Origin of the sequence: Microbacterium sp. SORGH_AS_1204 (genome assembly GCF_030818935.1) — a bacterium.
GTDB lineage: Bacteria > Actinomycetota > Actinomycetes > Actinomycetales > Microbacteriaceae > Microbacterium.
This window is the reverse complement of sequence record NZ_JAUTBD010000001.1, coordinates 855,577-877,599: the sequence shown is the minus strand read 5'-3', so window position 1 is coordinate 877,599 and position 22,023 is coordinate 855,577. Positions and strand designations below refer to the sequence as shown.

24 protein-coding genes are annotated in these 22,023 nt (G+C 70.9%); 9 read left to right on the top strand and 15 right to left on the bottom strand.

Annotated elements, in window-relative coordinates; all coding sequences use genetic code 11:
* Window positions 1-8: 8 nt before the first annotated feature.
* The 5 genes from QE410_RS04065 to QE410_RS04045 all read right to left on the bottom strand — a co-directional run bounded on the left by QE410_RS04065 (window position 9) and on the right by QE410_RS04045 (window position 4,608).
* The gene (locus tag QE410_RS04065; RefSeq protein ID WP_307328214.1) at window positions 9-326 is read right to left on the bottom strand and encodes a hypothetical protein; all 318 of its coding nucleotides are present in this window, start codon (window positions 324-326) and stop codon (window positions 9-11) included.
* 211 nt (window positions 327-537) lie between these two features.
* On the bottom strand, window positions 538-1,617 hold the full coding sequence (locus QE410_RS04060; RefSeq protein WP_307328210.1) for a hybrid-cluster NAD(P)-dependent oxidoreductase: 1,080 nt from the start codon (window positions 1,615-1,617) through the stop codon (window positions 538-540).
* Window positions 1,614-2,891, bottom strand: a complete 1,278-nt coding sequence (locus QE410_RS04055) for an aromatic ring-hydroxylating dioxygenase subunit alpha (RefSeq protein WP_307328206.1) — start codon at window positions 2,889-2,891, stop codon at window positions 1,614-1,616. Before QE410_RS04055 ends, QE410_RS04060 begins: the two co-directional genes overlap by 4 nt.
* Before the next feature lie 218 nt (window positions 2,892-3,109).
* A complete protein-coding gene (locus tag QE410_RS04050) occupies window positions 3,110-3,904 on the bottom strand; it encodes an IclR family transcriptional regulator (protein WP_307328204.1) in 795 nt (264 codons plus the stop codon).
* A 137-nt stretch (window positions 3,905-4,041) separates the two neighbouring features.
* Window positions 4,042-4,608 carry a ribonuclease H gene (locus QE410_RS04045; RefSeq protein ID WP_307328202.1) on the bottom strand — a complete coding sequence of 189 codons (567 nt, stop codon included), beginning with the start codon at window positions 4,606-4,608 and terminating at the stop codon, window positions 4,042-4,044.
* A 167-nt stretch (window positions 4,609-4,775) separates the two neighbouring features.
* Here QE410_RS04045 and QE410_RS04040 point away from each other — a divergent pair, with 167 nt between their 5' ends.
* Window positions 4,776-5,303 carry a hypothetical protein gene (locus tag QE410_RS04040; RefSeq protein ID WP_307328199.1) on the top strand — a complete coding sequence of 176 codons (528 nt, stop codon included), beginning with the start codon at window positions 4,776-4,778 and terminating at the stop codon, window positions 5,301-5,303.
* A 10-nt stretch (window positions 5,304-5,313) separates the two neighbouring features.
* Here QE410_RS04040 and gnd read toward each other — a convergent pair whose 3' ends face one another.
* The 4 genes from gnd to QE410_RS04020 all read right to left on the bottom strand — a co-directional run bounded on the left by gnd (window position 5,314) and on the right by QE410_RS04020 (window position 8,876).
* Window positions 5,314-6,375, bottom strand: coding sequence for a phosphogluconate dehydrogenase (NAD(+)-dependent, decarboxylating) (gene gnd / locus QE410_RS04035; protein ID WP_307328197.1), 1,062 nt, complete (start codon window positions 6,373-6,375; stop codon window positions 5,314-5,316).
* An 85-nt stretch (window positions 6,376-6,460) separates the two neighbouring features.
* The gene (locus QE410_RS04030; protein WP_307328194.1) at window positions 6,461-6,985 is read right to left on the bottom strand and encodes a bifunctional nuclease family protein; all 525 of its coding nucleotides are present in this window, start codon (window positions 6,983-6,985) and stop codon (window positions 6,461-6,463) included.
* A gap of 80 nt (window positions 6,986-7,065) precedes the next feature.
* Entirely contained in the window at window positions 7,066-7,686 is a 621-nt protein-coding gene (locus QE410_RS04025; RefSeq protein ID WP_307328191.1) for a response regulator transcription factor, read from the bottom strand.
* Window positions 7,683-8,876 (bottom strand): sensor histidine kinase, encoded by a 1,194-nt coding sequence (locus QE410_RS04020; RefSeq protein WP_307328188.1) that lies wholly within the window; start codon window positions 8,874-8,876, stop codon window positions 7,683-7,685. The genes QE410_RS04025 and QE410_RS04020 overlap by 4 nt, the downstream gene beginning before the upstream one ends.
* 145 nt (window positions 8,877-9,021) lie before the next feature.
* Between QE410_RS04020 and QE410_RS04015 the strand changes: the two genes are divergently transcribed.
* Together QE410_RS04015 and QE410_RS04010 are read left to right on the top strand one after the other, a co-directional pair.
* Window positions 9,022-10,083, top strand: coding sequence for an ABC transporter permease (locus tag QE410_RS04015; protein WP_307328184.1), 1,062 nt, complete (start codon window positions 9,022-9,024; stop codon window positions 10,081-10,083).
* On the top strand, window positions 10,080-10,778 hold the full coding sequence (locus QE410_RS04010; protein WP_307328181.1) for an ABC transporter ATP-binding protein: 699 nt from the start codon (window positions 10,080-10,082) through the stop codon (window positions 10,776-10,778). Before QE410_RS04015 ends, QE410_RS04010 begins: the two co-directional genes overlap by 4 nt.
* Before the next feature lie 2 nt (window positions 10,779-10,780).
* Here the strand turns inward: QE410_RS04010 and QE410_RS04005 are convergent, their stop codons facing one another.
* A complete protein-coding gene (locus tag QE410_RS04005) occupies window positions 10,781-11,041 on the bottom strand; it encodes a hypothetical protein (protein ID WP_307328179.1) in 261 nt (86 codons plus the stop codon).
* Between the two features lie 329 nt (window positions 11,042-11,370).
* Here QE410_RS04005 and QE410_RS04000 point away from each other — a divergent pair, with 329 nt between their 5' ends.
* Both QE410_RS04000 and QE410_RS03995 read left to right on the top strand, forming a co-directional pair.
* A complete protein-coding gene (locus QE410_RS04000; RefSeq protein ID WP_307328177.1) occupies window positions 11,371-11,652 on the top strand; it encodes a metal-sensitive transcriptional regulator in 282 nt (93 codons plus the stop codon).
* Window positions 11,653-11,663: 11 nt separating this feature from the next.
* Window positions 11,664-11,993 (top strand): heavy-metal-associated domain-containing protein, encoded by a 330-nt coding sequence (locus QE410_RS03995; protein ID WP_307328175.1) that lies wholly within the window; start codon window positions 11,664-11,666, stop codon window positions 11,991-11,993.
* Window positions 11,994-12,066: 73 nt separating this feature from the next.
* On the opposite strand, the gene QE410_RS03990 is transcribed toward QE410_RS03995, so the two are convergent.
* Both QE410_RS03990 and QE410_RS03985 read right to left on the bottom strand, forming a co-directional pair.
* On the bottom strand, window positions 12,067-12,378 hold the full coding sequence (locus QE410_RS03990; RefSeq protein WP_307328173.1) for a hypothetical protein: 312 nt from the start codon (window positions 12,376-12,378) through the stop codon (window positions 12,067-12,069).
* Between the two features lie 100 nt (window positions 12,379-12,478).
* On the bottom strand, window positions 12,479-13,024 hold the full coding sequence (locus QE410_RS03985; RefSeq protein WP_307328169.1) for a PadR family transcriptional regulator: 546 nt from the start codon (window positions 13,022-13,024) through the stop codon (window positions 12,479-12,481).
* A 132-nt stretch (window positions 13,025-13,156) separates the two neighbouring features.
* Here QE410_RS03985 and QE410_RS03980 point away from each other — a divergent pair, with 132 nt between their 5' ends.
* From QE410_RS03980 to cydC, 4 genes are all read left to right on the top strand, one after another.
* Entirely contained in the window at window positions 13,157-14,596 is a 1,440-nt protein-coding gene (locus QE410_RS03980; RefSeq protein ID WP_307328167.1) for a cytochrome ubiquinol oxidase subunit I, read from the top strand.
* A 17-nt stretch (window positions 14,597-14,613) separates the two neighbouring features.
* A complete protein-coding gene (gene cydB, locus QE410_RS03975) occupies window positions 14,614-15,639 on the top strand; it encodes a cytochrome d ubiquinol oxidase subunit II (RefSeq protein ID WP_307328164.1) in 1,026 nt (341 codons plus the stop codon).
* Window positions 15,640-15,815: 176 nt separating this feature from the next.
* A complete protein-coding gene (cydD, locus tag QE410_RS03970) occupies window positions 15,816-17,504 on the top strand; it encodes a thiol reductant ABC exporter subunit CydD (RefSeq protein WP_307328161.1) in 1,689 nt (562 codons plus the stop codon).
* Window positions 17,501-19,186, top strand: coding sequence for a thiol reductant ABC exporter subunit CydC (gene cydC / locus QE410_RS03965; protein ID WP_307328158.1), 1,686 nt, complete (start codon window positions 17,501-17,503; stop codon window positions 19,184-19,186). The genes cydD and cydC overlap by 4 nt, the downstream gene beginning before the upstream one ends.
* A 99-nt stretch (window positions 19,187-19,285) precedes the next feature.
* On the opposite strand, the gene QE410_RS03960 is transcribed toward cydC, so the two are convergent.
* Genes QE410_RS03960 through modA form a run of 3 tightly spaced genes read right to left on the bottom strand, consistent with a single transcriptional unit; the run spans window position 19,286 to window position 21,887 of the window.
* Complete coding sequence (locus tag QE410_RS03960) at window positions 19,286-20,356, bottom strand: sulfate/molybdate ABC transporter ATP-binding protein (protein ID WP_307328154.1); 1,071 nt, start codon at window positions 20,354-20,356, stop codon at window positions 19,286-19,288.
* On the bottom strand, window positions 20,353-21,129 hold the full coding sequence (gene modB, locus QE410_RS03955) for a molybdate ABC transporter permease subunit (RefSeq protein WP_307328150.1): 777 nt from the start codon (window positions 21,127-21,129) through the stop codon (window positions 20,353-20,355). Before modB ends, QE410_RS03960 begins: the two co-directional genes overlap by 4 nt.
* The gene (modA, locus tag QE410_RS03950) at window positions 21,129-21,887 is read right to left on the bottom strand and encodes a molybdate ABC transporter substrate-binding protein (protein WP_307328147.1); all 759 of its coding nucleotides are present in this window, start codon (window positions 21,885-21,887) and stop codon (window positions 21,129-21,131) included. The genes modB and modA overlap by 1 nt, the downstream gene beginning before the upstream one ends.
* Between the last annotated feature and the right edge of the window lie 136 nt (window positions 21,888-22,023).

Here is a 22,023-nt window from a genome sequence, read left to right as displayed (position 1 = left end):
TGACGACGTCACGCCCGCGCTGTTCCCGCGGCGAGGTGCGCGCACAGCGCGCGGATCATGTCGATGCCGTCGACGAGATGACCCAGTCCGACCTCATCGAACACCGACTCGGAGAACGACGGTTCGAAGACCGCGCGCCACTGCCCGTCGACCGGATGCTGCTCGAGGGAGACGACCCAGTTGTAGCGACCGAGGGCGACGGTGACGACCACGCCGGAGCCCTGACCGTCGACCCCCAGGTCGTAGACCCGGAAGGTGACGGCCTCATCTCGCGCGGGATGGGTGAAAGCCTCCAGCAGACCGGGAAGGTCGTCGATTTCTTTCATGCACGCGAATGTACCAAAAGCGAAATGGCGAATGTGCGGCCGTGCACCTGTGCAGAATGCGATCCGGGCGTTTTCTCGCCATTCAGCGACGCGGCCTCCGACGCGATGACGCGGACGTCCCCACGAGAATCACCTCGGATGCCGACCCCAGCGTGAGAGCCGGCCGTCGATATCACCTGGAGGTCGCGCAACTCGTCGCGCGCTCCGGCACTCAGGCGTCGACCTCCACCGGCCCCTTCGGCCGTGAGCAGCAGGCGAGGATCTTGCCGGCGTCGATCTCGCGCTGGCGGATACCGCCGTTGTGCGCGATGTCGACCTCGCCCGCGATCTTCACGATCTTGCACGTGCCGCACAGACCGTTCTGACACGAGGTCATGATCCGGATGCCGACCTGCTTCGCCGCCTGCAGAACGGTCTCGCCCTCGGCGATGACGACGCTCTTGCCGCTGCGCGCGAAGCTCACGGTGTGACCAGGCGCGCCCTGGGTGTCATTGACCTCGGGCGGGGCGATCTCAGCGAGCACGAACGACTCGACGTGGATGCGCTCGGCGGGCACACCCAGCTCCTCCAGCAACGCGACGGCGTGCTGCATGTACGCGTCGGGACCGCAGACGAACACCTCGCGCGTGGTGAGGTCGGGCACGTGCTGCGTGAGCATCTCGGCATCCAGTCGCCCGACGGGACCCGCCCATGTGCCGGCGGGGTCGACCGAGACGGCCTGGACGACACGGATCGTGTCATTGCCGTTCGCCAGGGCCTCCAGCTCGCGCGCGAACACCACGGACTCCGGGTCGTGCGAGTTGTGCAGCAGCACCGCGTCGGTGCCGTCGCCGAGGTCGTGCAGGGCCTCGAGCACCGCGATCATCGGCGTGATCCCGACGCCCGCGGCCAGCAGCAGCACACGGTCCGCCGGGTGGAACGCGGTGGAGAACTCGCCCGCCGGACCGCTCAGCTCGAGACGGTCGCCGACGCGCAGGGTGTCGTGCAGCCAGCGCGAGAACACTCCGTCGGCCTCACGTTTGACCGTGAGCTGCACCGAATACGGGCGGGTCGGAGGTGAGCTGACGGTGTAGCAGCGGCTCACGCGCTCGCCGTCGATGTCGGCGCTCACGGTGACGTACTGGCCGGCCGCGCGGGGCAGCGCCCGGCGGTCATCCGAGACGAACTCGAATGTCGAGATGTGCGGGGTGCGCGCGAGAATGCGCGAGCAGCGCAGCATCCGGGGCGAGGGGTCGTCGTCCCAGCGGTCGTGATCGTGCAGCAGCGCGCCCGGCGCGAAGACGGCGGTCACTCCGCGCCCTCGGCATCCAGGTGCACGTTGAGCTTGTCGATGTACCAGTTGCAGAACGCGTCGACCTGGTACTCGCTCGGCACGTACGGCCCCGGGATGTACGCCGGGTCGGTGACGCCGCGCTGCGCGAGCTCGACGAACGCGGCATCCTGCGCGTTGGTCTCACGCCACACGTACGTGAGGTCGTCGACGTTGTAGTCGACGCCCTCGACGGCGTCCTCGTGCACGAGCCACGTGGTACGCACGAGCGTGCGACCGGGTGCGATCGGCAGCACCGCGAAGGTGATGGCGTGGTCGGCCATGAAGTGACACCAGAAGTTCGGCTGCGTGTGCATCGACAGACGGCCGAGCTTGGCGTCGTCGAAGTCGCCCAGGAGCTTGTTCACGAGCTTCGCGCCCGTCATGCTGTACGACTCGCCCTCACCGTCGAGCGCTTCGCGCTGCACGCGGAAGCCCATCGTGCGGGTGTCGAGCTGCTCGATCCCCTCGAAGGGGAGCCCGCGCTCGACGCATTTGTGCTCGAGCTCGGCCTCGGCCGACAGGTACCGCTCGTGCGTCTCCTGCAGGTGCGGCGGGATCGCATCCTCGGGGTAGCCCCACGTGATGAAGTACGTGCAGCCGAGCTCGGGGTGCATGTCGCAGTGGTAGCACTCCCGGTTGTTCTCCATCGTGAGCTTCCAGTTGCCGAGCTCGATGAGGTCGATCTGCTTGGCGACCTTGGCACGCTTGAGCTGGTGCTGCTCGAAGTAGGGCGCCACGATGGATGCCACCTCGTCGATGTCGTCGTTCGGCTCGTCCGAGAGGTTGACGTAGATGAGGCCCGCGATCGAGCGGAACGCCACCTTGCGCAGGTTGTGGCAGCTTGTGTCGAAATCGTCGGCCGCGGATGCCGCCCAGATGAGCGTGCCGTCGGGCTTGTAGGTCCACTGGTGGTAACCGCAGACGAGGTTGCCGACGGAGCCCGACCCGGGGGTGAGGATGCGAGCACCGCGGTGGCGACACACGTTGTGCAGCACCTGCACGTTCTCGTCGTCGTCGCGGATGACGAGCAGGGAGGTCTTTCCGAATTCGACGGTGACGTAGTCGCCGGGCTCGCGGATCTCCGCCTCGGAGGCGACGAAGATCCAGTGCTGACCGAAGATCGCGTCGAGATCGAGGTCGAAGATCTCGTCGCTGGTATAGAACGGCGCCGGCAGACTGTGGCCGGGCTTGCGCTCGGCGATCAGGCGACGGGTGGTCACATTGTCCTGGTGGCGGACGACGGTAGCGGGCATCTCGTGATCCTTCGACGGGACCGCGCCGGGCCGGGGCTGCGACGCTTCAGGGTTGAGAACTGTCGCGCGCATGACGCGACATGTTGCGCATTACGCTCAACACGATGATCATCACCGCGCCCGCGGCGAGGTGTCAACGCCGCGCGCCCGAGGATCGCGATTCTTCTCTCGACCGAAACATTCGCGACATCTCACCGCGAAATCACGGGGGATCCGGGTCAGACGGCCGCACCCAGGCGCGCGCCCAGCTGACGAGCGTGACGCTTCAAGACGTCGACCAGTCCGGGGAACGACGCCTCCGGCATCCGGAAGCTCGGCGCGGTGATGCTCAGCGCCGCCACCACCGATCCGTCCTGACCCGAGACCGGCACGGCGAGGGCGTTCGTGTCGTACTCCCACTCCTCCGCCGCGGCGGCCCACCCGCGTTCGCGCACCAGTTCCAGGTGCGCTTCGAGCGCAGCGGGAGACGTGAGCGTGTTCCCGGTGCACTGCTCGAGGGGCTGCGACAGCGCGTGGCGCACGACGTCGGCGGGAGCGTGCGCGAGCAGCACCTTTCCGGTCGAGGTGGCGTGCAGGGGGGTGCGCTGACCGACGTACTGACGCGTGACCGAGACCAGACGCGTTCCGGTGGCCTGCGAGACGTTGACGGCCGCGCCGTTGTCGAAGATGGCGACGTTGCTGGTCTCGTTGAGTTCGTTGGTGAGCTCGTCGCACACCTGCTGGGCATCCTTGACGATGTCCATGCGCGCCGTGATCCGCCCCGCCAGGCGCAAGACGCCGAAGCCGAGTTGGTACGTCCCCCGGCGCTCTTCCTGCTCGACGAGGTTGCGCGCTTCGAGAGTCGCGAGCAGCCGGAACGCGGTCGACCGGTGCACGCCCAGGCGTCGCGAGATCTCGCTCACCCCGAGCGACGATGCGTCGGCCAACATCTCCAGAATCTGGATAGCCCGGTCCACCGACTGGACCGTGCCCCCGGCACCGCCGAGATCATCGGTGCCGTCTGCGTTCGTCATACCTACTCCTGGGGTCGCGGAAGACCAGACTATGCGACTGTTGCGCAGGGCGCACCGAAGATGCGGTTATCGGCCGGACGGGGCTCGTCCACACGGGCGCGGAGCCGATCGGCGCGACGCCCTCCCGGATGCCGCGGCTAGCGCCCGTTGCGGTCGGCCGCCGAACGCGGCGGCGCCGACGACACGTCGAGCGTGTCGAGGCCGCGGAGCGACGTCCAGATCAATTCCTCACCCTTGGCCGCGTGCTGCGACGCTCGGACGGCGCGTTCGTCGGCCCACGAGTTCAGCACATGACCGCTGTGCCCGCGCACGTGCTCGAGCACGACATCGGGCAGTCCCGCCGCCCGCCGTGCGTCGCGCGCCGCGATGAGCGCTTCGAGGATGCCCTGATTGGCGACGGGCTTCTTCGCACTCGTCACCCACCCGCGGCGGCGGTGGCCGTCCATCCACGACGAGTACGTATCGATGGCGTACTTCGAGTCGGCCTGCACGACCAGCTCGCGCACGTCGGCGTGATCGGTGATGGCGTACAGCAGGCCGAGGAGTTCGCCGATGTTGTTCGTCCCCGAGGGGATCGAGCCCGCCGCCCAATGGCCGTCCTCCCCGACCCAGGCCCACCCGGCCGGTCCGGGGTTGCCCTTGCACGCGCCGTCGGTGGCGACGACGTAGCGGTCGGAGGAGCCGGATGCCGAGGAGGAGCTCATCCCTCTAGTCTCTCGCGCCCGACGCACCACCCGTGTCGGGTGACCACGCGGGTGAAGCCACACGCGGTCGCGTGCCCGGCGCCGCCGCCCCCGCGGACGCATGGACGCGCCTGTGCCACTCTGGCGCCCTCGCCCTTGCGCTCGCCACCCCGGGAAGGTCCGCCGTCATGTCAGAGAAGTCCCCCACCCGCGCCCGCCTTCACCCCGCGGCCGTGGCCGCGCTCGCGATCTCCGGCGTCTGCATCGCCGGGGCCGTGGGCTGGCTCGCCTGGCTGCTCGCTCAGCCGGTCGATCAGAACGCCGAGGCATCGCAGCGACTCGTGCAGTGGCAGGAGGTGTTCGAGCGCTACCGGGCGGCGAACGGGTCCCTCCCCGACATGTCGTTCGGCGGCTACTGCCTGGGCGACGGCTTCCCCGTCGGCACCGGCGGCACGGCCAACTGCCGCGACTACGACAGCACGACGTACTACACCGAAGAGGCCAGCGCGCCCCTGATGGACGCCCTCTCCTCGGTCTCCGAACTGCCCCGGGGCGCGACCACCCCGGTGCGCGGCACGGTCGGACCATATGCCCTGTACGACGAGACCGGGGTTCGCCTGCTCACCGCCGAGAACGGCACGTGCGAGGCCCCCACCGTCGAAGTGTGGCGCGACGGCGGGGGCCTGTTCGTGTGTCAGATCCTGCTGGAACGCTGAGCCGACGACGTCAGTCGCGGCCGCTCTCGGCCTTCTTCTGACCCGCTTCGAGCACGTCACCGGCCGGCAGTTCTTGATGGCCGCCGAACTGCAGACGCATCGCCGAGAGCACCTGGTTGGCGAAGTGATCCTCGCCGCGCGAGGCGAAGCGCTCGAATAGCGATGCGGCCAGCACCGGTACCGGAACGCCCGTGTCGACCGCGGCCTTCACCGTCCAGCGCCCTTCGCCCGAATCGGACACGCGACCGGCGAGACCGTCGAGCGTGGGGTTCTGCGCGAGCGCCGCAGCGGTCAGATCGAGCAGCCACGACGAGATGACCGAGCCCCGCCGCCAGAGTTCGGTGACGCGGGCCGTGTCGATGTCGAACTGGTAGTACTCGGGCTCTTCCAGGGGGGCGACCTCTGCGGAGTGCTCGCCCTGGTGCAGGCCCGCATCGGCGTTGTTGAGCACGTTCAAGCCCTCGGCGAGCGCGGCCATGATGCCGTATTCGATGCCGTTGTGCACCATCTTCACGAAGTGCCCCGCACCCGAGGGACCGCAGTGCAGGTAGCCGCGTTCCTCGGTGGTGTAGTCGCCGGTGCGGCCGGGGGTCCGCTCGACCTCCCCCGGTCCGGGCGCGATCGTGCGAAGCACCGGCTCGAGGTGCGCGACGGCCTCCTCGTGACCGCCGACCATGAGGCAGTAGCCCCGCTCGAGGCCGAAGACGCCGCCGCTGGTTCCCACGTCGACGTAATGGATGCCGGTGTCGTCGAGCTTCTTCGCCCGACGCACGTCGTCGCGGTAGTTCGAGTTGCCCCCGTCGATGATGATGTCGCCCGGCTCGAGGACGTCGGCGACCTGGTCGACGACCTTGCCGGTCAGCCCGGCGGGAATCATCAACCACACGGCGCGGGGCTTCTGCAGCTTCGAGGCGAGATCGGCGATGCTCGTCGCCCCGGTCGCGCCCTCCGCCACCAGTGACGCCACGGCATCCTGATTCACGTCGAAGACGACGCAGTCGTGACCGTCTCTCATGAGTCTGCGGACGATGTTGGCGCCCATTCGTCCGAGTCCGACCATGGCGAGTTGCATTGGTTCCCCGTTCGTCGTGGATCGGAGCCGCGCGACGCGGCCCCTTGGCGAGTCTAGGAGCGCCCGGCGGCACCGGTCATCGGTGCTAGCCCTGGAAATCGTCAGGATCGACAGCGTCCAAGAACCGGCGGAACTCCTCGACGCTCTTCTCTTCGGCGGGGCCGTCGGCGCCCTCGTTCGCGGGAGCCTGCAGTTCCACGGCGTCGTCGGGGACGCCGGCCTCGGCGAAGACCGCCTCGGCCACCCAGATCGGCGCGTCTGCGCGGGCGGCGAGGGCGATGGCATCCGAGGGTCGCGAGTCGAAGCTGCGCGGCCCCGCGGGGGTCTGCAGCACTATCCGGGCGTGGAAGGTTCCCTCGTCGAGGTGGGTCACCTCCACGAGATCGACGGATGCCGACAGCTCACCCAGCATGGCCGTCATGAGGTCGTGAGCGAGCGGACGGGGCGACCCGCTCCCCTCGATGGCGACGAGGATCGACATTGCCTCTTGCGCCCCGATCCAGACCGGTAGCACTCGCGCACCGCCGGCGGCGGCATCGACCGGCTTGAGCAGGATCACGTGCTGCTGCGCCGGATCGAGGGCGACACCGACCACGCGCACCCGGATCATGTGCCCCATGGTACGGCGCCACCGCGGGCAGGTCACGAGACGGAACCGATGTCGCGCTGACACGCCGCAACGGCGGCCTGTCAGCGCAGGACGCCGAGCGCGCGCGCCGCGGACACGGCCGCGGTGCGCGAGGAGACACCGAGCTTGGAGAAGACGTGGGCGAGGTGCGACTTCACCGTGGCATCGGTGATGTGCAGGCGCCCGGCGACCTCGGCGTTCGAGGCACCGCGCGCGACGAGGCGGAGTACCTCGATCTCGCGGATGGAGAGGGTCACGCGGGGCTCGCGCAGACGGGCCAGCAGCCGACCGGCGATCGCCGGGGCCAGCGCGCTCTGGCCCGCCGCCGCGGCACGGACGCCCGCGAGCAGATCGTGGGGAGGCGCGTCTTTCAGCAGGTATCCACTCGCCCCCGCCTCCACGGCGGCGAGGATGTCGCCGTCGGTGTCGTAGTTGGTGAGCACGAGCACGTAGGGCGGCGCCGCCAGCGCGCGCAGCCGTCGGGTGGCCTCCGCCCCGGCGGCGCGGTCGCCGAACTGCAGGTCCATGAGCACGAGTTCGGGCCCGAGCTCTTCGGCGAGCGCGACGGCCTCGTCGGGCGTCGCCGCTTCGCCCACCACGGCGATGTCGGGTTCGGTATCGAGCAGGGCGCGGACTCCCGCCCGCACCACCGGGTGATCGTCGGCGATGACGACGCGGATCATCGCGCAGCCGCCGGCAGTGTCACCGCGATGGTGGTTCCGGCGCCGGGTGCGCTCACCACGTCGAGCCGCCCGTCGAGCTGGTCGACTCGCTCTCGCATGGCGCGCAGACCGAAGGAGTCGGTTCCGGATGCGGCGACGGCGGCGCTGCGGGGATCGAACCCGTCTCCGTCGTCGGCGATCTCGAGGCGCACCAGGTCGCCGACCGGTTGGAGGCGGATACTCACGCGACCCGCGCGGGCGTGCTGCGCGATGTTCGCCAGAGCACCCTGGGCGATACGCAACAGGGCGGTCTGCGCGTCCATCGGCAGCGCCACCGTGCTCGCCACGTCGACCGTGACCGCCGGCGCCTCGCGCGCTCCCCACTCCCCCGCGAGACGTTCCAGGGCTGGGCCGAGTCCGTTGTGAAGGCTGGGCGGGGCCAGTTCGCGGATGAACCGTCGCGCCTCGGCGAGCCCTTCGCCGGCGGTGAGTCGCGCGAGGCGCACGTGCTCGATGCCGGGACCGGCGGCATCCGCCCGCTCCGCCGCGTACAACAGCATCTGGATGCTCGACAGCCCCTGCGCAACGGTGTCGTGGATCTCGCGGGCCAGGCGCGCGCGTTCAGCGAGCACGCCCTGTTCGCGTTGCGCCGCGGCCAACCGGTCGCGCGTCGCGAGCAACTCGGCCAGAAGCGCCTCGCGCTCAGCCGCACGGCGCTCCAGGGCCGCATAGCCGAGACCGATCAGCAGGGCCACGCCCGCACCGACCACCGGGCCCACGACCCCGCCCACGGTGAGGCCGCCGTGCACCGCGAACGCCACGATCGTCAGCGCTGTGGTGGACACGACGGCGAGCGGGCCCGCCGCCCCGGGCAGGAGGTGAAGGTAGAGGAAGAACAGCGTGAACACGAGGTACGCCGCCTCGGGCACGAACCACATCAGCGCCGCCCACACGACGGTGAGCGCCGCGAGCCAGAGGGCACCCGCCCCCGACTTCCGCCCGCCGGCGTGGTCGATGTCGGTGCGCCGGGCGCGGGCCAGCCAGAGGCCGGCGAGATACACGACACCGAGCAGCCCCGCCAGCGTCAGCGCGCGCACGGATCCATCCGTGAGCAGCACACGCACGACGACCAGCGCGAGCAGGGCGCAGAACAGGACGTGGAGTCCGGCGCGGAGGCCGGCGAAGACCGGTGCGAGAGTGCGATGGGGCATGTCGGAGTCCAGGCTACGGATGCCGCGGCGCGGCGGAATCGTCCGAAAGGTGGAGACGGAGTTCGCCCGAGCCGCCGATGACCGCTTCGTGGCCCGCCACGAGAGTGGAAGACGCCGGCGAGATCCACCGGCGGAAGGAGGCGACGTGTACGTCGCATGGCGCGATCTCCGGTTCGCCCGCGGGCGGTTCGCCCTCATCGGGGCGGTCGTCGCCCTCATCACGCTGCTCGTCGGATTCCTCTCCGGCCTCACCGGCGGCCTGGCCGCCCAGAACGTCTCGGCGGTGCTCGCGCTCCCGGGCGACCGGCTCGTGCTGAAGCCCGTCGGAACAGGTGCCCCGACCTTCGCCGACTCGAGCATCGACGGCGACACGATCTCCGCGTGGCGCAACGCCCCGGGCGTCGACCGCGTCGTGCCCATCGGCATCCGACAGACGCGGGCGGAGGGGCCCGAGGGCACCGGTGCCGTCGCCGTATTCGGCCTCGACGCGGGCCACGGCGTTCCCGCCCCGCGCCGCGCCGACGAGATCATCGTCTCCGTCAGCGCCGCGACGGCGCTGGGCGCCGCGGTCGGCGACCGGGTCAGCGTCGCCGGTTCGGCATTCACCGTTTCGGCGATCCAGGACGACCTCTCCTACAGCCACACGCCCGTCCTGTCGCTGACGCCCGATGCCTGGCTCGCACTCGACGAGCGCCTGGGTGGCACGGGGAGCGCAACCGTGCTGGCGGTGTCGGGCTCACCCGCGTGGGATGCCGTCGCCGCCGACACCGGCACCGTGGCATCCACCCCGCTCGCGAGTCTGTCGGCGCTGCCGACCTTCCGCTCCGAGATCGGATCGCTCGCTCTCATGATCACGATGCTCTTCGGCGTCTCGGCGCTCGTGGTCGGCGCGTTCTTCACCGTCTGGACGATGCAGCGCGCGGGTGATGTCGCGGTGCTCAAAGCGCTCGGCGCCAGCACTCCCGCTCTCGTGCGCGATGCGCTCGGCCAGGCGCTGGTCGTGCTGCTGGTGGGCGTCGGGGCGGGCATCGGCCTCACCGCCGCGCTGGGGGCTCTCGCCGGTGGCGCGTTGCCGTTCGTGCTGAGTCCGCTCACCACCCTCGCGCCCGCGGTCGTGATGATCGCACTCGGCCTCGTCGGCGCGGCGGTGTCGCTCGGCGCCGTCACGAAATCGGACCCCCTCACCGCCCTCGGGAGCACACGATGATCCTTCTCGACGACGTCAGCCTCACCTACCCCGACGGCGACTCACGGGTCACCGCGGTCGACCACGTCACCCTCGAGGGACGCCCGGGGGTGCTCACCGGCATCACCGGCCCGTCCGGGTCGGGCAAGTCGAGCCTGCTCGCCCTGGCCGCGACTCTCGTGCGTCCTGATTCCGGGCGCGTCGTGATCGACGGCGTGGATGCCACCGACCTCGGCGCCGCCGCGAGGACGGCGCTTCGCCGCGAGCGCATCGGCATCGTGTTCCAGCAGCCGCAGCTGCTCCCCTCCCTCACCACGCGTGAGCAGCTGCGCGTGATGGCGGAGCTCGGCGGGCGGGGCACCCGCGAGCGGCGGGCGTCCGTGCGCGGTCGCATCGACGAGCTGCTGGATGCCGTCGGTCTCGGCCACCTCGCCGATCGGCGCCCCGCCCAGTTGTCGGGCGGGCAGCGACAGCGCGTCGCGATCGCCCGCGCCCTCGTGCACGATCCGCGCGTGCTCCTGGTCGACGAACCGACGAGCGCCCTCGACCGCGCGCGCGGCGCCGAAGTCATGGCGCTGCTGGCACGCCTGACGCGCGAGCGGCAGACGGCGACGCTCCTCGTCACACACGACCTGGTGCACGCCGGCGCACTCGATGAGACGGTGGAGATCGTCGACGGACGAGTGGCGACCGCCGACGCCGCTGCGCCCGTGTGATCTCACCAGCCGAACGTGTTGAACCATTCTCGGCGCCGGTCGGCCTCGGCGCGTGAGTCGTCACCCCGCCACGAGTCGTGGGGCGTGAGCGCACCGTTCACCACGTCGACGAACGCCCAGCAGACCGAGCAGAGCGCCCTCCCCGCCGGAAAGCCGTCGGGCAACTCGGGAGCGGGCTCCGCAGGGGCGCCGGCGCCGGCGCACTCCGGCGGGTCGGCCTGCAGATCGCTCCATAACAGGCGTCCGCCCGTGCGATGGTGCAAACCTCGGTGCCCGTCCTCACGGGTGCAGATCTCGCCGTTTCGTCGGCTGAGACACAGTCTCCGCGCGGCGCCCGGTAGGGCTGCCAGTGTTCGCGTCATCCTTCGATTCTCCTCGCTGCGAACGCAACGGGGGCAGGTGCGGGATGCGCACGGGGCGGTGTGGTCCGGTGGGGAAAGGTTCGGTGGTCATCGCCGACCACCACCGGTACGACGGTAGAGCATGTCGACCTCCTGATGATTCGACCTTCCGCCCCCGGGCTTCTGCGGCAGAGGGGGTTGACAGAACGCAGGACCGCGCTAGCGATACCCCATGGGGGTATCATCGAGGCATGCACGGATACGTGGGACGTAAGGACGACCTCCTCAAACGCCTGCGCCGCGCGGAGGGGCAGGTACGCGGAATCGCGCGGATGGTCGACGACGACCAGTACTGCATCGACATCCTCACCCAGGTGTCGGCCGTGACGAAGGCGCTCGAGAACGTCGCCCTCTCCCTTCTCGACGACCACCTTTCGCACTGCGTCGCCGAAGCGGCGGCGCAGGGCGGTCCCGTCGCCGAAGAGAAACTCAAAGAAGCCAACCAGGCCATCGCACGCCTGGTGCGGTCGTGAAGGAGACCCCCATGACAGAGCAGCGCATCGACCTCGGACTGTCCGCGTCGACCCCCGCGGGCGGTGGGTGCGGCGACGGCTGCGGGTGCGGCGGCGGATCCATGGCATCCGCCCCCACGGACGCGCCCGCGACGAGCGAGTTGCGCGTCGAGGGGATGACGTGCGCCCACTGCGTGCGCGCGGTCACCGAGGAGCTCAATGCCCTCGAGGGTGTCGAGGTGGTCGCCGTCGACCTGCGCGAGGGCGGCACCTCGCTGGTGCGCATCGCGTCCACCGGAGCGGTGAACGACGACACCCTTGCCGCAGCCATCGAAGAGGCCGGTTACACCCTCACGCGCTGATCATCCCGTGTGCAGCACTCGTATCGCACGGGAGCATGCGCGGCGCCCGACACCGGCGGTATCGCCGGGGGCGTCAGAGCACGCGGCTGATGAGCGCATCCACGGCCGCGTGGAAGGTGAGGTGCTGAGACACCTCGACCGCACGGTCGTACCGGGCGCCGCCCAGCGCGACGAACACGGCACCCACGACCTCGACGTAGCCGACGATGTAGCCGCCACGACTGACCTCGTAGAGGTCGAGGTCGATCCGCGTCCACGGGATCTCTGTTGTCGCTGACGGCACCTCGATGGGCGGGGATGGGACGTCGATGGGCGCGGAGGCGACGGCCGTGGTGGGAGCGGCCTTCGACGATCCCCGACGGCTGAACGGTGCTTCCATGACCATGCGAGAACTCCTTCGGTCGTCCGGGGTGTTCTCAGGGTGGAGCGTTCGCCGATAATCCGCTCCGGCCTTGACGAATCTGCCGTGCCGCGGTACCGACGCTCTACGCTCCGGAGCGGGCGGGGCGGCCGCGCCGCGGCCGCTCCTCCGACAGGGCGTACGGCGTCGCCTCGGCCGTGAGCGCCTCGACGTCGTCGATCCAGCGCAGGTCGGCCTCGAGCCGCGCACGTCGGGCCGCACGCACGATCGCCGCCGGCACGGCATCCGATCCGCGACCATCCTCTTCCGACAGCGCTGCGCGCACCGCCGCACGCTGGGCAGACAGGATGCCGCCGATGTCGGCACCCGGCAGCGTCACGGCGAGGGCGATCTTCAGGGCCACATCGTCGCGCCCTTCCGCGAGCGATGCGGTGGACAGCCACGCGCGCGCCTCGGCGCGGCCGGCCGGGGTCGGCTCCCACAGCACCCGGGCCTCGTCGTCGACGCCGGCGCCGGTCACCAGCCCGTCGCGTTCGAGGCGCTCGAGCGTCGTGTACACCTGGCCGACGTTGACCCGCGCGCCCGTGCGCCGCTCGTACTCGGCGCGCAACTGCGAGCCGTAGCACGCGCCGCGATCGAGGATCGCGAGCAGGCTCTGACGCACCGACACGGGGCCTCCAGACGGGCTCGGAAAAGACTTACCCAGCATATGGTTCGACGCCGAGGCAACGCCGAACGACGCTCGCGCGCCGCGCGTAACATGTGGTCTGACCACACAATCCGGTTCGATCGGAGGCTCCTGATGGAGTGGCTCGACCCCCTGGCTCTCGCCCGCTGGCAGTTCGGGTTGACGACCCTGTACCACTTCCTCTTCGTGCCCCTCACCCTCGGCATGTCGCTGATCGTGGCCGTGTTCCAGACCGTCTGGTATCGCACGGGAGATGTGCGGTGGCTCCACATCACCCGCTTCTTCGGCAAGATCTTCCTCATCAACTTCGCCATGGGCGTGGTGACGGGAATCGTGCAGGAGTTCCAGTTCGGCATGAACTGGTCGGCGTACTCCCGCTTCGTCGGCGATGTCTTCGGTGCCCCGCTGGCCTTCGAGGGCCTCTTGGCCTTCTTCCTCGAGGCGACCTTCATCGGGCTGTGGATCTTCGGCTGGGACAAGCTCCCCCGCCTCGCGCACCTCGCGAGCATCTGGATGGCATCCATCGGCGCCACCCTGTCGGCGTATTTCATCATCGCCGCCAACGCCTTCATGCAGAACCCGGTCGGCTACCAGATGTCGGCCGAGGGCCACCGCGCCGAGCTCGTCGACTTCTGGGCGCTGCTGACCAACCCCGTCGCCCTCGCGGCCTTCCCGCACACGATCTTCGCGGGCTGGATGTTCGCGGCCATGATCGTCGTGGCCATCTCGGCCTGGCACCTGGCGCGGGGCCGCAACATCGAGATGATGCGCAAGACGCTCCGCTTCGGCCTGTGGTCGACGCTGGTGTCGTTCGTGCTCGTGGCGATCGTGGGCGACCAGCTGAGCCTGGTGATGGTGGCGACCCAGCCCATGAAGATGGCCGCCGCCGAGGCGACCTTCAACACGGTGTGCGGTCAGGATGCCTCGTTCTCGATCTTCACGCTCGGCACCCCCGACGGCACGAGCGAGCTGTTCTCCATCCGCGTGCCCTTCCTGCTCAGCATCCTGTCTACCCACTCGCTCGACGGCTGCGTCGAGGGCATCAACGACCTCAACACCCTTTACAGCCAGGAGATGTTCCCCCAGTTCGCCGACCAGGTCGACGGCAACTTCGCCCCCGTGCTGTGGGTGACCTACTGGGCGTTCCGCTGGATGATCGCCCTCGGCGGCATCGCGGCGCTGGTGAGCGTCGTGGGCCTGTGGGTGACCCGCAAGAAGGCGACCCGTCCGGTCGCGCCCTGGATGTGGCGCGTCGCGATCTGGGCTGCACCGCTCCCAATGCTCGCGAGCCTGGTCGGCTGGGTCTTCACCGAGATGGGCCGTCAGCCCTGGATCGTCTTCGGTCTCATGCTGACGCAGGACGGCGTCTCCCCCAGCGTGCCCGGCTGGAGCGTGCTGATCTCGCTCGTCGCTTTCACCCTCGTGTACGCCACTCTCGCCGTCGTGGAGTTCGGTCTCATCAAGAAGTTCGCGCAGAAGGGTCCCGACCCGCTGCCCGATCCGGATGCCGCCCACGACGACGCCATCGAGAACACCCCGACCACGGTCTACTGAGCACACAGGGACACACAATGGATCTCGCGCACCTCTGGTTCTGGATCGTCGCCTTCCTCTTCGTCGGCTACTTCGTGCTCGACGGGTTCGACTTCGGCGTCGGCATGTCGATTCCCTTCCTCGGCAAGGACGACATCGCCCGCCGGCAGATCATCAACACCATCGGCCCCGTGTGGGACCTCAACGAGACCTGGGTGATCGTCGCCGGCGCGGCCCTGTTCGCCTCGTTCCCCGAGTGGTACGCGACGCTGTTCAGCGGGTTCTACCTGCCGCTGCTCGCGATCCTCCTCGCCCTCATCGCCCGCGGGGTGTCATTCGAGTACCGGCATCAGCGCGACTCGCTGCGGTGGAAGCGGTCGTTCGACCGCATGATCTTCTTCGGCTCCGCCGTTCCTGCGTTCCTCTGGGGCGTCGCCTTCGCGAACATCGTGCAGGGCGTGCCCCTGGACGCCGACCACGAGTATGTCGGCACGGTGCTCACGCTGCTGAACCCGTACGGCATCCTCGGCGGTCTCACGACGCTCGCCCTGTTCTTCGTGCACGGGCTGTACTTCGTCGCGCTGAAGACCGACGGTCAGGTGCGCGCCGACGCCCGGCGCCTCGCCGGTCGCGTGGGGCTCGTGGCCATCGCTCTCGCGGCACTGTTCCTCGGGTGGACGATCATGGATGCCGCGAGTGCACCGCTCTTCCTGGGCGTCGTCGGCCTCGCGGGCGCGGCCGCCCTCGCACTGGTCGGCTCGTGGGTCGCCAACGCCCGCGATCGTGAGGGCACCGCCTTCACCCTCGGCGCCGTGACGATCGTCGCCGCCGCCGCCATGCTGTTCTTCGCGCTGTTCCCCAACGTCATGCCCTCGACCCTCGCCGAGGGGTCGAGCCTGACCATCGAGAACGCGTCGAGCACGCCGTACACGCTGACCATCATGAGCTGGGCGGCGCTGATCTTCCTGCCGCTGATCCTCGCGTACCAGGGGTGGACGTACTGGGTGTTCCGCAAGCGCGTCACCCGCGCCCGCATAGAGAAGGCCGCCCTGGTCGCGCATTGACACCCGCATCGCGTCAGCCCGCCCCCCGCAGAGAGGTCCCTGAGCCCGTCAAAGGTCCCTGAGCCCGTCGAAGGGACCGGAGCCCGTCGAAGGTCCCTGAGCCTGTCTAAGGGACCGGAGGCTTAGACAAGCTCAGCCTCCTCAACCGCCCACGCAACCCGACCGAAAGCCCACCCGTGAAACCCGTCGATCCGCGGCTCGTCCGCTACGCCACCGCCTCCCGCGGCTTCTTCGCCGTGACCGCGGCGATCGTGCTCGCCCAGACCGGGGTGATCGTCGGGTTCGCGTGGGCGCTCACGAGCGCGCTGGTCGGCGCGATGCAGGGCCGGCCGCTCGGCGAGCTGTGGGGGTACGTCGGGGTCGCGGCATCCCTCGTTCTTCTGCGCGGGCTGCTGATCGCGGCGTCGGAGCGGGTGTCGGCGCGGGGAGCGGCGGCCTCATCACTGCAGCTGCGCGCGGCACTGGTCGACGCGGTCGGGCGCCTGGGGCCGGGGTGGCTGGGCCGGCGCAACGCCGCCTCGCTCTCGCTGACCGCGGGGCACGGGCTCGAGGCGCTGGATGCGTACTTCGGCCGGTACCTGCCGCAGCTCGTGGCGACCGTCGTCACCATGCCGATCCTCATCGGCGCCATCGCGCTCGCCGACCCGCTCTCGGGCCTCATCGTGGCGGTGACGATCCCCCTCATCCCGATCTTCATGGTGCTCATCGGACTCGCCACCCGCGGTGTGCAGCAGAAGCAGTACCGCACGCTCGGACGACTCGCCGCGCGCTTCGCCGACACCGTCGAGGGCCTCGGCACCCTCAAGGCGTTCGGACGGCAGCACCGCGCCGCCGACTCCATCGAGACGATCACGCGCGATTACAAGCACGAGACGATGACGGTGCTGCGCGTGTCGTTCCTGTCGGGCTTCGCGCTGGAGTTCCTGGCATCCATCTCGGTCGCGATCGTCGCCGTGACCATCGGCTTCCGCCTGCTCTCGGGCGATCTGTCGCTGCTCGTGGGACTCTTCGTGCTGTTGCTCGCACCCGAGGCGTACCTGCCGCTGCGGCAGGTGGGGGTGCAGTTCCACGCGGCGTCGGAGGGCGTCACCGCGACGGAGGAGATCTTCGACGCGCTGGATGCGGCGCGCACTGCCGCGGCTCCGAACGCCGGTTTGCCGACGCGCGGGTCGGTTCTGACCCTCGACGACGTGCGGGTGCACCGCGAGGGGCACCGGATGCCGCGGGTGTCGCTGACCGTGGGGCCGGGCGAGGTGGTGCTCGTGACCGGGCCGAGCGGGGTGGGCAAGTCGTCACTGATCGCCGCGCTGCTCGGGTACGCCCCGTACGAGGGAACCGTGCGGGTCGATGGCGTCGTCGTGTCGCACGCGAGGGAGTCGGTCGCGTGGGCGGGCCAGCGGCCCGGGCTCGTGACGGGCACGGTCGCCGAGAACGTCTCGCTCGGGTCGGCGGCCGACGCGCGCGCGGTGGCCGCCGCGCTGGCCGACGCCGGAGCGGAGGGGATCGACCCCGCCACAACCCTCGGCGCCGGCGGGTCGGGGCTGTCCGGCGGTGAGGCGCAGCGCGTCGCCGTCGCCCGGGCGCTGTACCGTGCCCGCGTGACCGGGGCTCCGATCCTCGTCCTCGACGAGCCGTCGAGCGCCCTGGATGCCGCGACCGAAGCGCACCTGTGGACAACCCTGCGCCGCGAGGCCGACGCCGGCCGCGCGGTCTTGCTGGTCTCGCACCGCCCCTCCGCCCGCGCGATCGCCACCCGCACGGTCCCCCTGTCGCTCTCGCGTGAGGGGTCGGAAAGTGTCGCCTCGGCGGGGGTCCAGGCGACAGTTCTTGACCCCTCACGCGCTTTGCACGGGGGGCGCGCGTGAGCGGGCGGGTCAGGGAGATCCTGCGGGCGGCGATGCCGTCTCGGCGGCGGTTCGCGCCGGCGGTGCTGTCGGGCTTCGGCACTGCGGCGAGCGCGATCGCGCTGCTCGCGGCGAGCGCCTGGCTCATCGCGCGGGCCGCCGAGCAGCCTCTGGTGATGTATCTGTCGATGGCCGTGGTGGGGGTGCGGGCGTTCGCGCTGTCGCGGGCGGTGTTCCGCTATCTGGAGCGACTGACGGGCCATGACGCTGCGCTCCACCAACTCGCGGGAGTGCGCGCCGACCTCGTGCGCGACATCGTGCCGCTCGCCCCCGCCGGCCTGGCGCGTTCGCGCCGCGGTGACCTGCTGTCGAGCGTCGTCGACGACGTCGAGGAGCTGCAGAACCTTCCCCTGCGGGTCGTGCTGCCCCTGTCGGTCGCGGCTCTCACCTCGCTCGCGGCCGTCGTCTTCACGGCGCTGATCTCGTGGCCCGCGGCGTTGGCGTTGCTGGGCTGCCTGGTGGTGACCTTCGCGGTCGCCGTCGCGGTCGGGTGGGCGGCGGGGTCGCGCGCCGAGCGCTCGATCGCTCCGCTGCGGGCCGCCGTCGCCGACGCCGTGCACGACCTGCTGACGAACCTCGACGTGCTGACCGCGTACGGGGCGGTGGATGCCGCGACCGCACGCGTCCGCGACGCCGACCGCGCGCTGCGTCGAGCGGTCGTCCGCCGCGGCGGGGCGCAGGGGCTCACCTCGGGCGCGGTGTCGATGCTCGCCGGGGCCGCCTCGCTCGGCGCGCTGATCGTCGCCGCCCCCGCCGTCACCGGCGGGACCCTGTCGGGCCCGGGCCTCGCCGTCGTCGTGCTGCTGCCGATGGCGGTGTTCGAGGTGTTCGGTCCGGTGCCCCTCGCTCTCGCCTCGTGGCGGCAGGTGCGCGCGGCGGCCGAGCGGATCGCCGAGGCCGTTCCCGAGACGATCCCCGTCGGTCTCCCCCGCGACGAGCCCGCGCCGACCGGCGAGGCGCCGGTGCTGGGCTCAGGCCTCGAACTTCGTGGCATCCGAGCGCACTGGCCGACGCGGAGCGGATTCGACGGCGACTCCGGCCGCCTCGACGACATCGACCTGCGCGTCGGCCCCGGGGAGCGTGTGCTGGTGAGCGGACCGAGCGGTGCGGGTAAGACGACGATCGCGCACGTGCTCGCGCGCTTCCTCGACTACGAGGGGTCGTACACGATCGGCGGTGTCGAGGCTCACGACATCTCCGGTGACGACCTGCGCCGGACTGTCGGGGTGATCGAGCAGTCGCCCTACCTCTTCGACGAATCGGTGCGGCAGAACCTGCTGTTCGCCCGCGACGACGCCTCCGACGACGACCTGTGGACCGTTCTCGCGCGTGTCGGCCTGCAGTCATGGGTCCTCGAGCGCGGAGGTCTCGACACCCCCGTCGGCGACCGTGGCGCCCTCGTCTCCGGCGGCCAGGCGCAGCGCCTCGCCCTCGCGCGGGCGCTGCTGCGCGGCTTCCCGGTGCTGGTGCTCGACGAGCCGACCGCGGGCGTGGACCCCGCGGCATCCGATGCCCTGCTCGCCGATCTGCTGGGTGCGGTGGGGCCCGATCAGGCCGTCGTGCTCGTGTCGCACGTCGAGGTGCCGGCGGGGCTGGTCGACCGTGAGGTGCGGGTGGAGGGCCGGCGGGTCGTCACCGCCTGACTCGTCCACACGGGGCCGTCAGGTCGGAGGAGGAGCAGCCTCCCACCGAGAGGTCTCACCCTCGGAGCACGGCGACCCACGACCGCACGCGTACTCCCTTCACGAAGCTGCGACGAACCGCACGCTCTCCGGCGCGATGTCCACCCGCACGCCGTCCCCGGGCGCGAGACCCGCGGCGACCGTGGGCGGGACCTCGGCCACGCCCCCGTCCGTGACAACGCGCACTCCGGTCGGCGTCGGCTCGAGGTGCGACACGATCGCCGGCGCCCCGACCCCGAGGCGGGCGTCGGTCGCGCGGTAGACGGCGGCCAGCGGAACCCCGTCCACGTCGGTGAGAGCGCGAGAGCCGGCATCCGTCGTCTCGAGCCTCAGCCCACCCCGCACGAACACGCCGCCCCGAGCCTCCCCGGTCAGCCACTCGAGACCCGCGATCCGCGCCGCCACCTCGGTCGCCGGCGCCGCGAGCACCTCGCGGACCGATCCCTCCTGGGTCACCCGGCCCCGCTCGACGATCACGAGCCTGTCGGCCAGTGCGGCGGCGTCCACGGCGTCGTGCGTCACCGCCACGGTGGTCACCCCCGCGAGGCGCTCCCGCAGCATCGCGCGGACCTCCGAAGCCGTGACCGCGTCCAGCGCCACCAGCGGCTCGTCCAGCAGCACCACGCGCGGCTCGGCGGCGAGCGCCCGCGCCACGGCGACCCGCTGCTGCTCGCCGCCCGACAGCTGCGATGGTCGCCGGTCGCCGGTCCCGGGGAGTCCCACCCGCGCCAGCCACTCGTCGGCCGAGGAGCGGGCCGCGGATGCCGGGACCCCGGCCGCTCGCGGACCGAAGGCGACGTTCTCGCGCGCGGTGAGGTGGGGAAACAGCCGGGCGTCCTGCCCGAGCAGCACGATGCCGCGGTGCATCGGGTCGGTGCGCAATCGCGGCGCTCGATCGAGGACCCGGCCATCGATGCTGATCTCGCCGCCGTCGAGCGGTGTGAGCCCCGCGAGCGCACCGAGCAGCGTCGACTTGCCCGCGCCGCTTCGACCCATGACGGCGACGGTCTCGCCCGGGGCCACGCTCAACGCGATGTCGACGCCGAAGTCGCGGCGGCGCACGCGCACGCGGGCGGTGAGCGACGCGGCATCCTGACTCGTCCCGCGGCGCACCCCACCGTCGCCGGTCATCGCCCCACCCCCGGACGCCAGCCGCGCACGAGCAGCAGCACCGCTACCGCCGTCACCAGGAGCAGCAGCGACAACGCCACCGCCGTGCCCTGCGACACCCCCGCGCCGTTGAACGCCGTGTAGATCGCGAGCGGCATGGTCTGCGTGACCCCCGGGCGATTGCCGGCGAAGAGCGCCGTCGCGCCGAACTCCCCGATGGCGCGCGCGAAGCAGAGCACGACGCCCGCCACGATGCCGGGTGCGGCGAGCGGCAATGTCACCCGCCGCAGGATCGTCGCGCGCGAGGCGCCGAGCGAGGCGGCCGCACGCTCGAACTCCACCCCGGTGCTGCGCAGCGCCCCCTCCACCGCCAGCACGAGGAACGGCAGGGCCACGAACACCTGAGCGAGCACGACGGCGGCCGTCGTGAACGGCAGACCCAGGATGCCAAGGGGCCCGGTGCGCCCGAAGAGGTACAGCAGCGCGACACCGCCGACCATGGGCGGCAGCACGAGCGGCACCGTCACGAGGGCGCGCAGCACCGCCGCCGGGCGTGCGGGACTGCGGGCGATGACCGAGGCGAGAGGGATGCCGACGAGGGCGCACAGGGAGGTCGCCACCGCACCGGTACCCAGCGAGAGACCGAGGGCAGCGACCGCGGCCGGAGACGAGATGTCGCTCCACAGCGTCGCCCACTGCACGCGGGCGATGAGCGCCATCAGCGGCACGAGCAGGAACAGCAGACCGGCCACGGCGGGCACGACGAGCCAGCGCGGGACGTACCCCCCTGACATCACGGCGCCCGGAACCCCGCGTCGGCGAGGATCTTCTGCCCGTCGTCGGACAGCACGAACGCGACGAACGCGGATGCCGCTGCCGGGTTCGGCGCGTCGGTCACCGTCGCGATCGGGTAGCGGTTGACCACGGCGTCGGCGCCCTCGGGAACGATCGCTTCGACGTCGTCGCGTCCGACCACGTCGGTGGCGTAGACGAGCCCCGCATCGGCCTCGCCCGCGGCGACCTTCGTCAGCACCGCGGTGACATTCTGCTCCGCACTCGCGGGCGTCACCGTCAGTCCGGCGTTCGAGAGCAGGGTGGCCGACGCCGCACCGCACGGCACCTCGGCCGCGCACAGCACCGTCGTCACCCGCGCGAGGTCGGCGAGGGTCGCGACCGCTCCCGGGTTGCCCGTCGGCACGGCGATGACAAGGGTGTTCCCCGCGAACAGCTGCGGATCGGGCGCTTGCGCTGCGACCTTCGCCATGTTCTTCTCATCGGCCGAGGCGAAAACGTCGGCCGGGGCGCCCTCGCCGATCTGCGTGGCGAGCGTGCTCGAACCGTCGTAGACCGCGCTCACGTCGACACCGGGGTGCTCCGCCTCGAACGCCGAGGCGATCTCGTCGAACGAGCGCTGCAGCGATGCTGCGGCGTACACCTCGACGGTGCCCGACAGCGGATCTCCGGATGCCGCGGGGGCGGGCGCTGCGCCGGCGCACCCGGCGAGCAGGGCGGCGCCGCTCAGGACGGTGACGAGACGTGCGGCGCGAGACATGGCATCCTTCCGGCGACACGACACAGCCGCTTCCGCCCCATTCTTCCGCATCTGCGGATATCGACGGCCAAAAAGACCGTGAATACCTGAGGAAGGCGCATGGCTGGAATCTCGTCTCTCCTCAGCGCCAGGCCGC

Coding starts and splice junctions, on each gene's coding strand:
- QE410_RS04065 (WP_307328214.1), bottom strand. CDS start 326: ATGAAAGAAATCGACGACCTTCCCGGTCTGCTGGAGGCTTTCACCCAT.
- QE410_RS04055 (WP_307328206.1), bottom strand. CDS start 2,891: ATGCCCGCTACCGTCGTCCGCCACCAGGACAATGTGACCACCCGTCGC.
- QE410_RS04050 (WP_307328204.1), bottom strand. CDS start 3,904: ATGACGAACGCAGACGGCACCGATGATCTCGGCGGTGCCGGGGGCACG.
- QE410_RS04045 (WP_307328202.1), bottom strand. CDS start 4,608: ATGAGCTCCTCCTCGGCATCCGGCTCCTCCGACCGCTACGTCGTCGCC.
- QE410_RS04040 (WP_307328199.1), top strand. CDS start 4,776: ATGTCAGAGAAGTCCCCCACCCGCGCCCGCCTTCACCCCGCGGCCGTG.
- gnd (WP_307328197.1), bottom strand. CDS start 6,375: ATGCAACTCGCCATGGTCGGACTCGGACGAATGGGCGCCAACATCGTC.
- QE410_RS04030 (WP_307328194.1), bottom strand. CDS start 6,985: ATGATCCGGGTGCGCGTGGTCGGTGTCGCCCTCGATCCGGCGCAGCAG.
- QE410_RS04025 (WP_307328191.1), bottom strand. CDS start 7,686: ATGATCCGCGTCGTCATCGCCGACGATCACCCGGTGGTGCGGGCGGGA.
- QE410_RS04020 (WP_307328188.1), bottom strand. CDS start 8,876: ATGCCCCATCGCACTCTCGCACCGGTCTTCGCCGGCCTCCGCGCCGGA.
- QE410_RS04010 (WP_307328181.1), top strand. CDS start 10,080: ATGATCCTTCTCGACGACGTCAGCCTCACCTACCCCGACGGCGACTCA.
- QE410_RS04000 (WP_307328177.1), top strand. CDS start 11,371: ATGCACGGATACGTGGGACGTAAGGACGACCTCCTCAAACGCCTGCGC.
- QE410_RS03995 (WP_307328175.1), top strand. CDS start 11,664: ATGACAGAGCAGCGCATCGACCTCGGACTGTCCGCGTCGACCCCCGCG.
- QE410_RS03990 (WP_307328173.1), bottom strand. CDS start 12,378: ATGGTCATGGAAGCACCGTTCAGCCGTCGGGGATCGTCGAAGGCCGCT.
- QE410_RS03980 (WP_307328167.1), top strand. CDS start 13,157: ATGGAGTGGCTCGACCCCCTGGCTCTCGCCCGCTGGCAGTTCGGGTTG.
- cydB (WP_307328164.1), top strand. CDS start 14,614: ATGGATCTCGCGCACCTCTGGTTCTGGATCGTCGCCTTCCTCTTCGTC.
- QE410_RS03960 (WP_307328154.1), bottom strand. CDS start 20,356: ATGACCGGCGACGGTGGGGTGCGCCGCGGGACGAGTCAGGATGCCGCG.
- modB (WP_307328150.1), bottom strand. CDS start 21,129: ATGTCAGGGGGGTACGTCCCGCGCTGGCTCGTCGTGCCCGCCGTGGCC.
- modA (WP_307328147.1), bottom strand. CDS start 21,887: ATGTCTCGCGCCGCACGTCTCGTCACCGTCCTGAGCGGCGCCGCCCTG.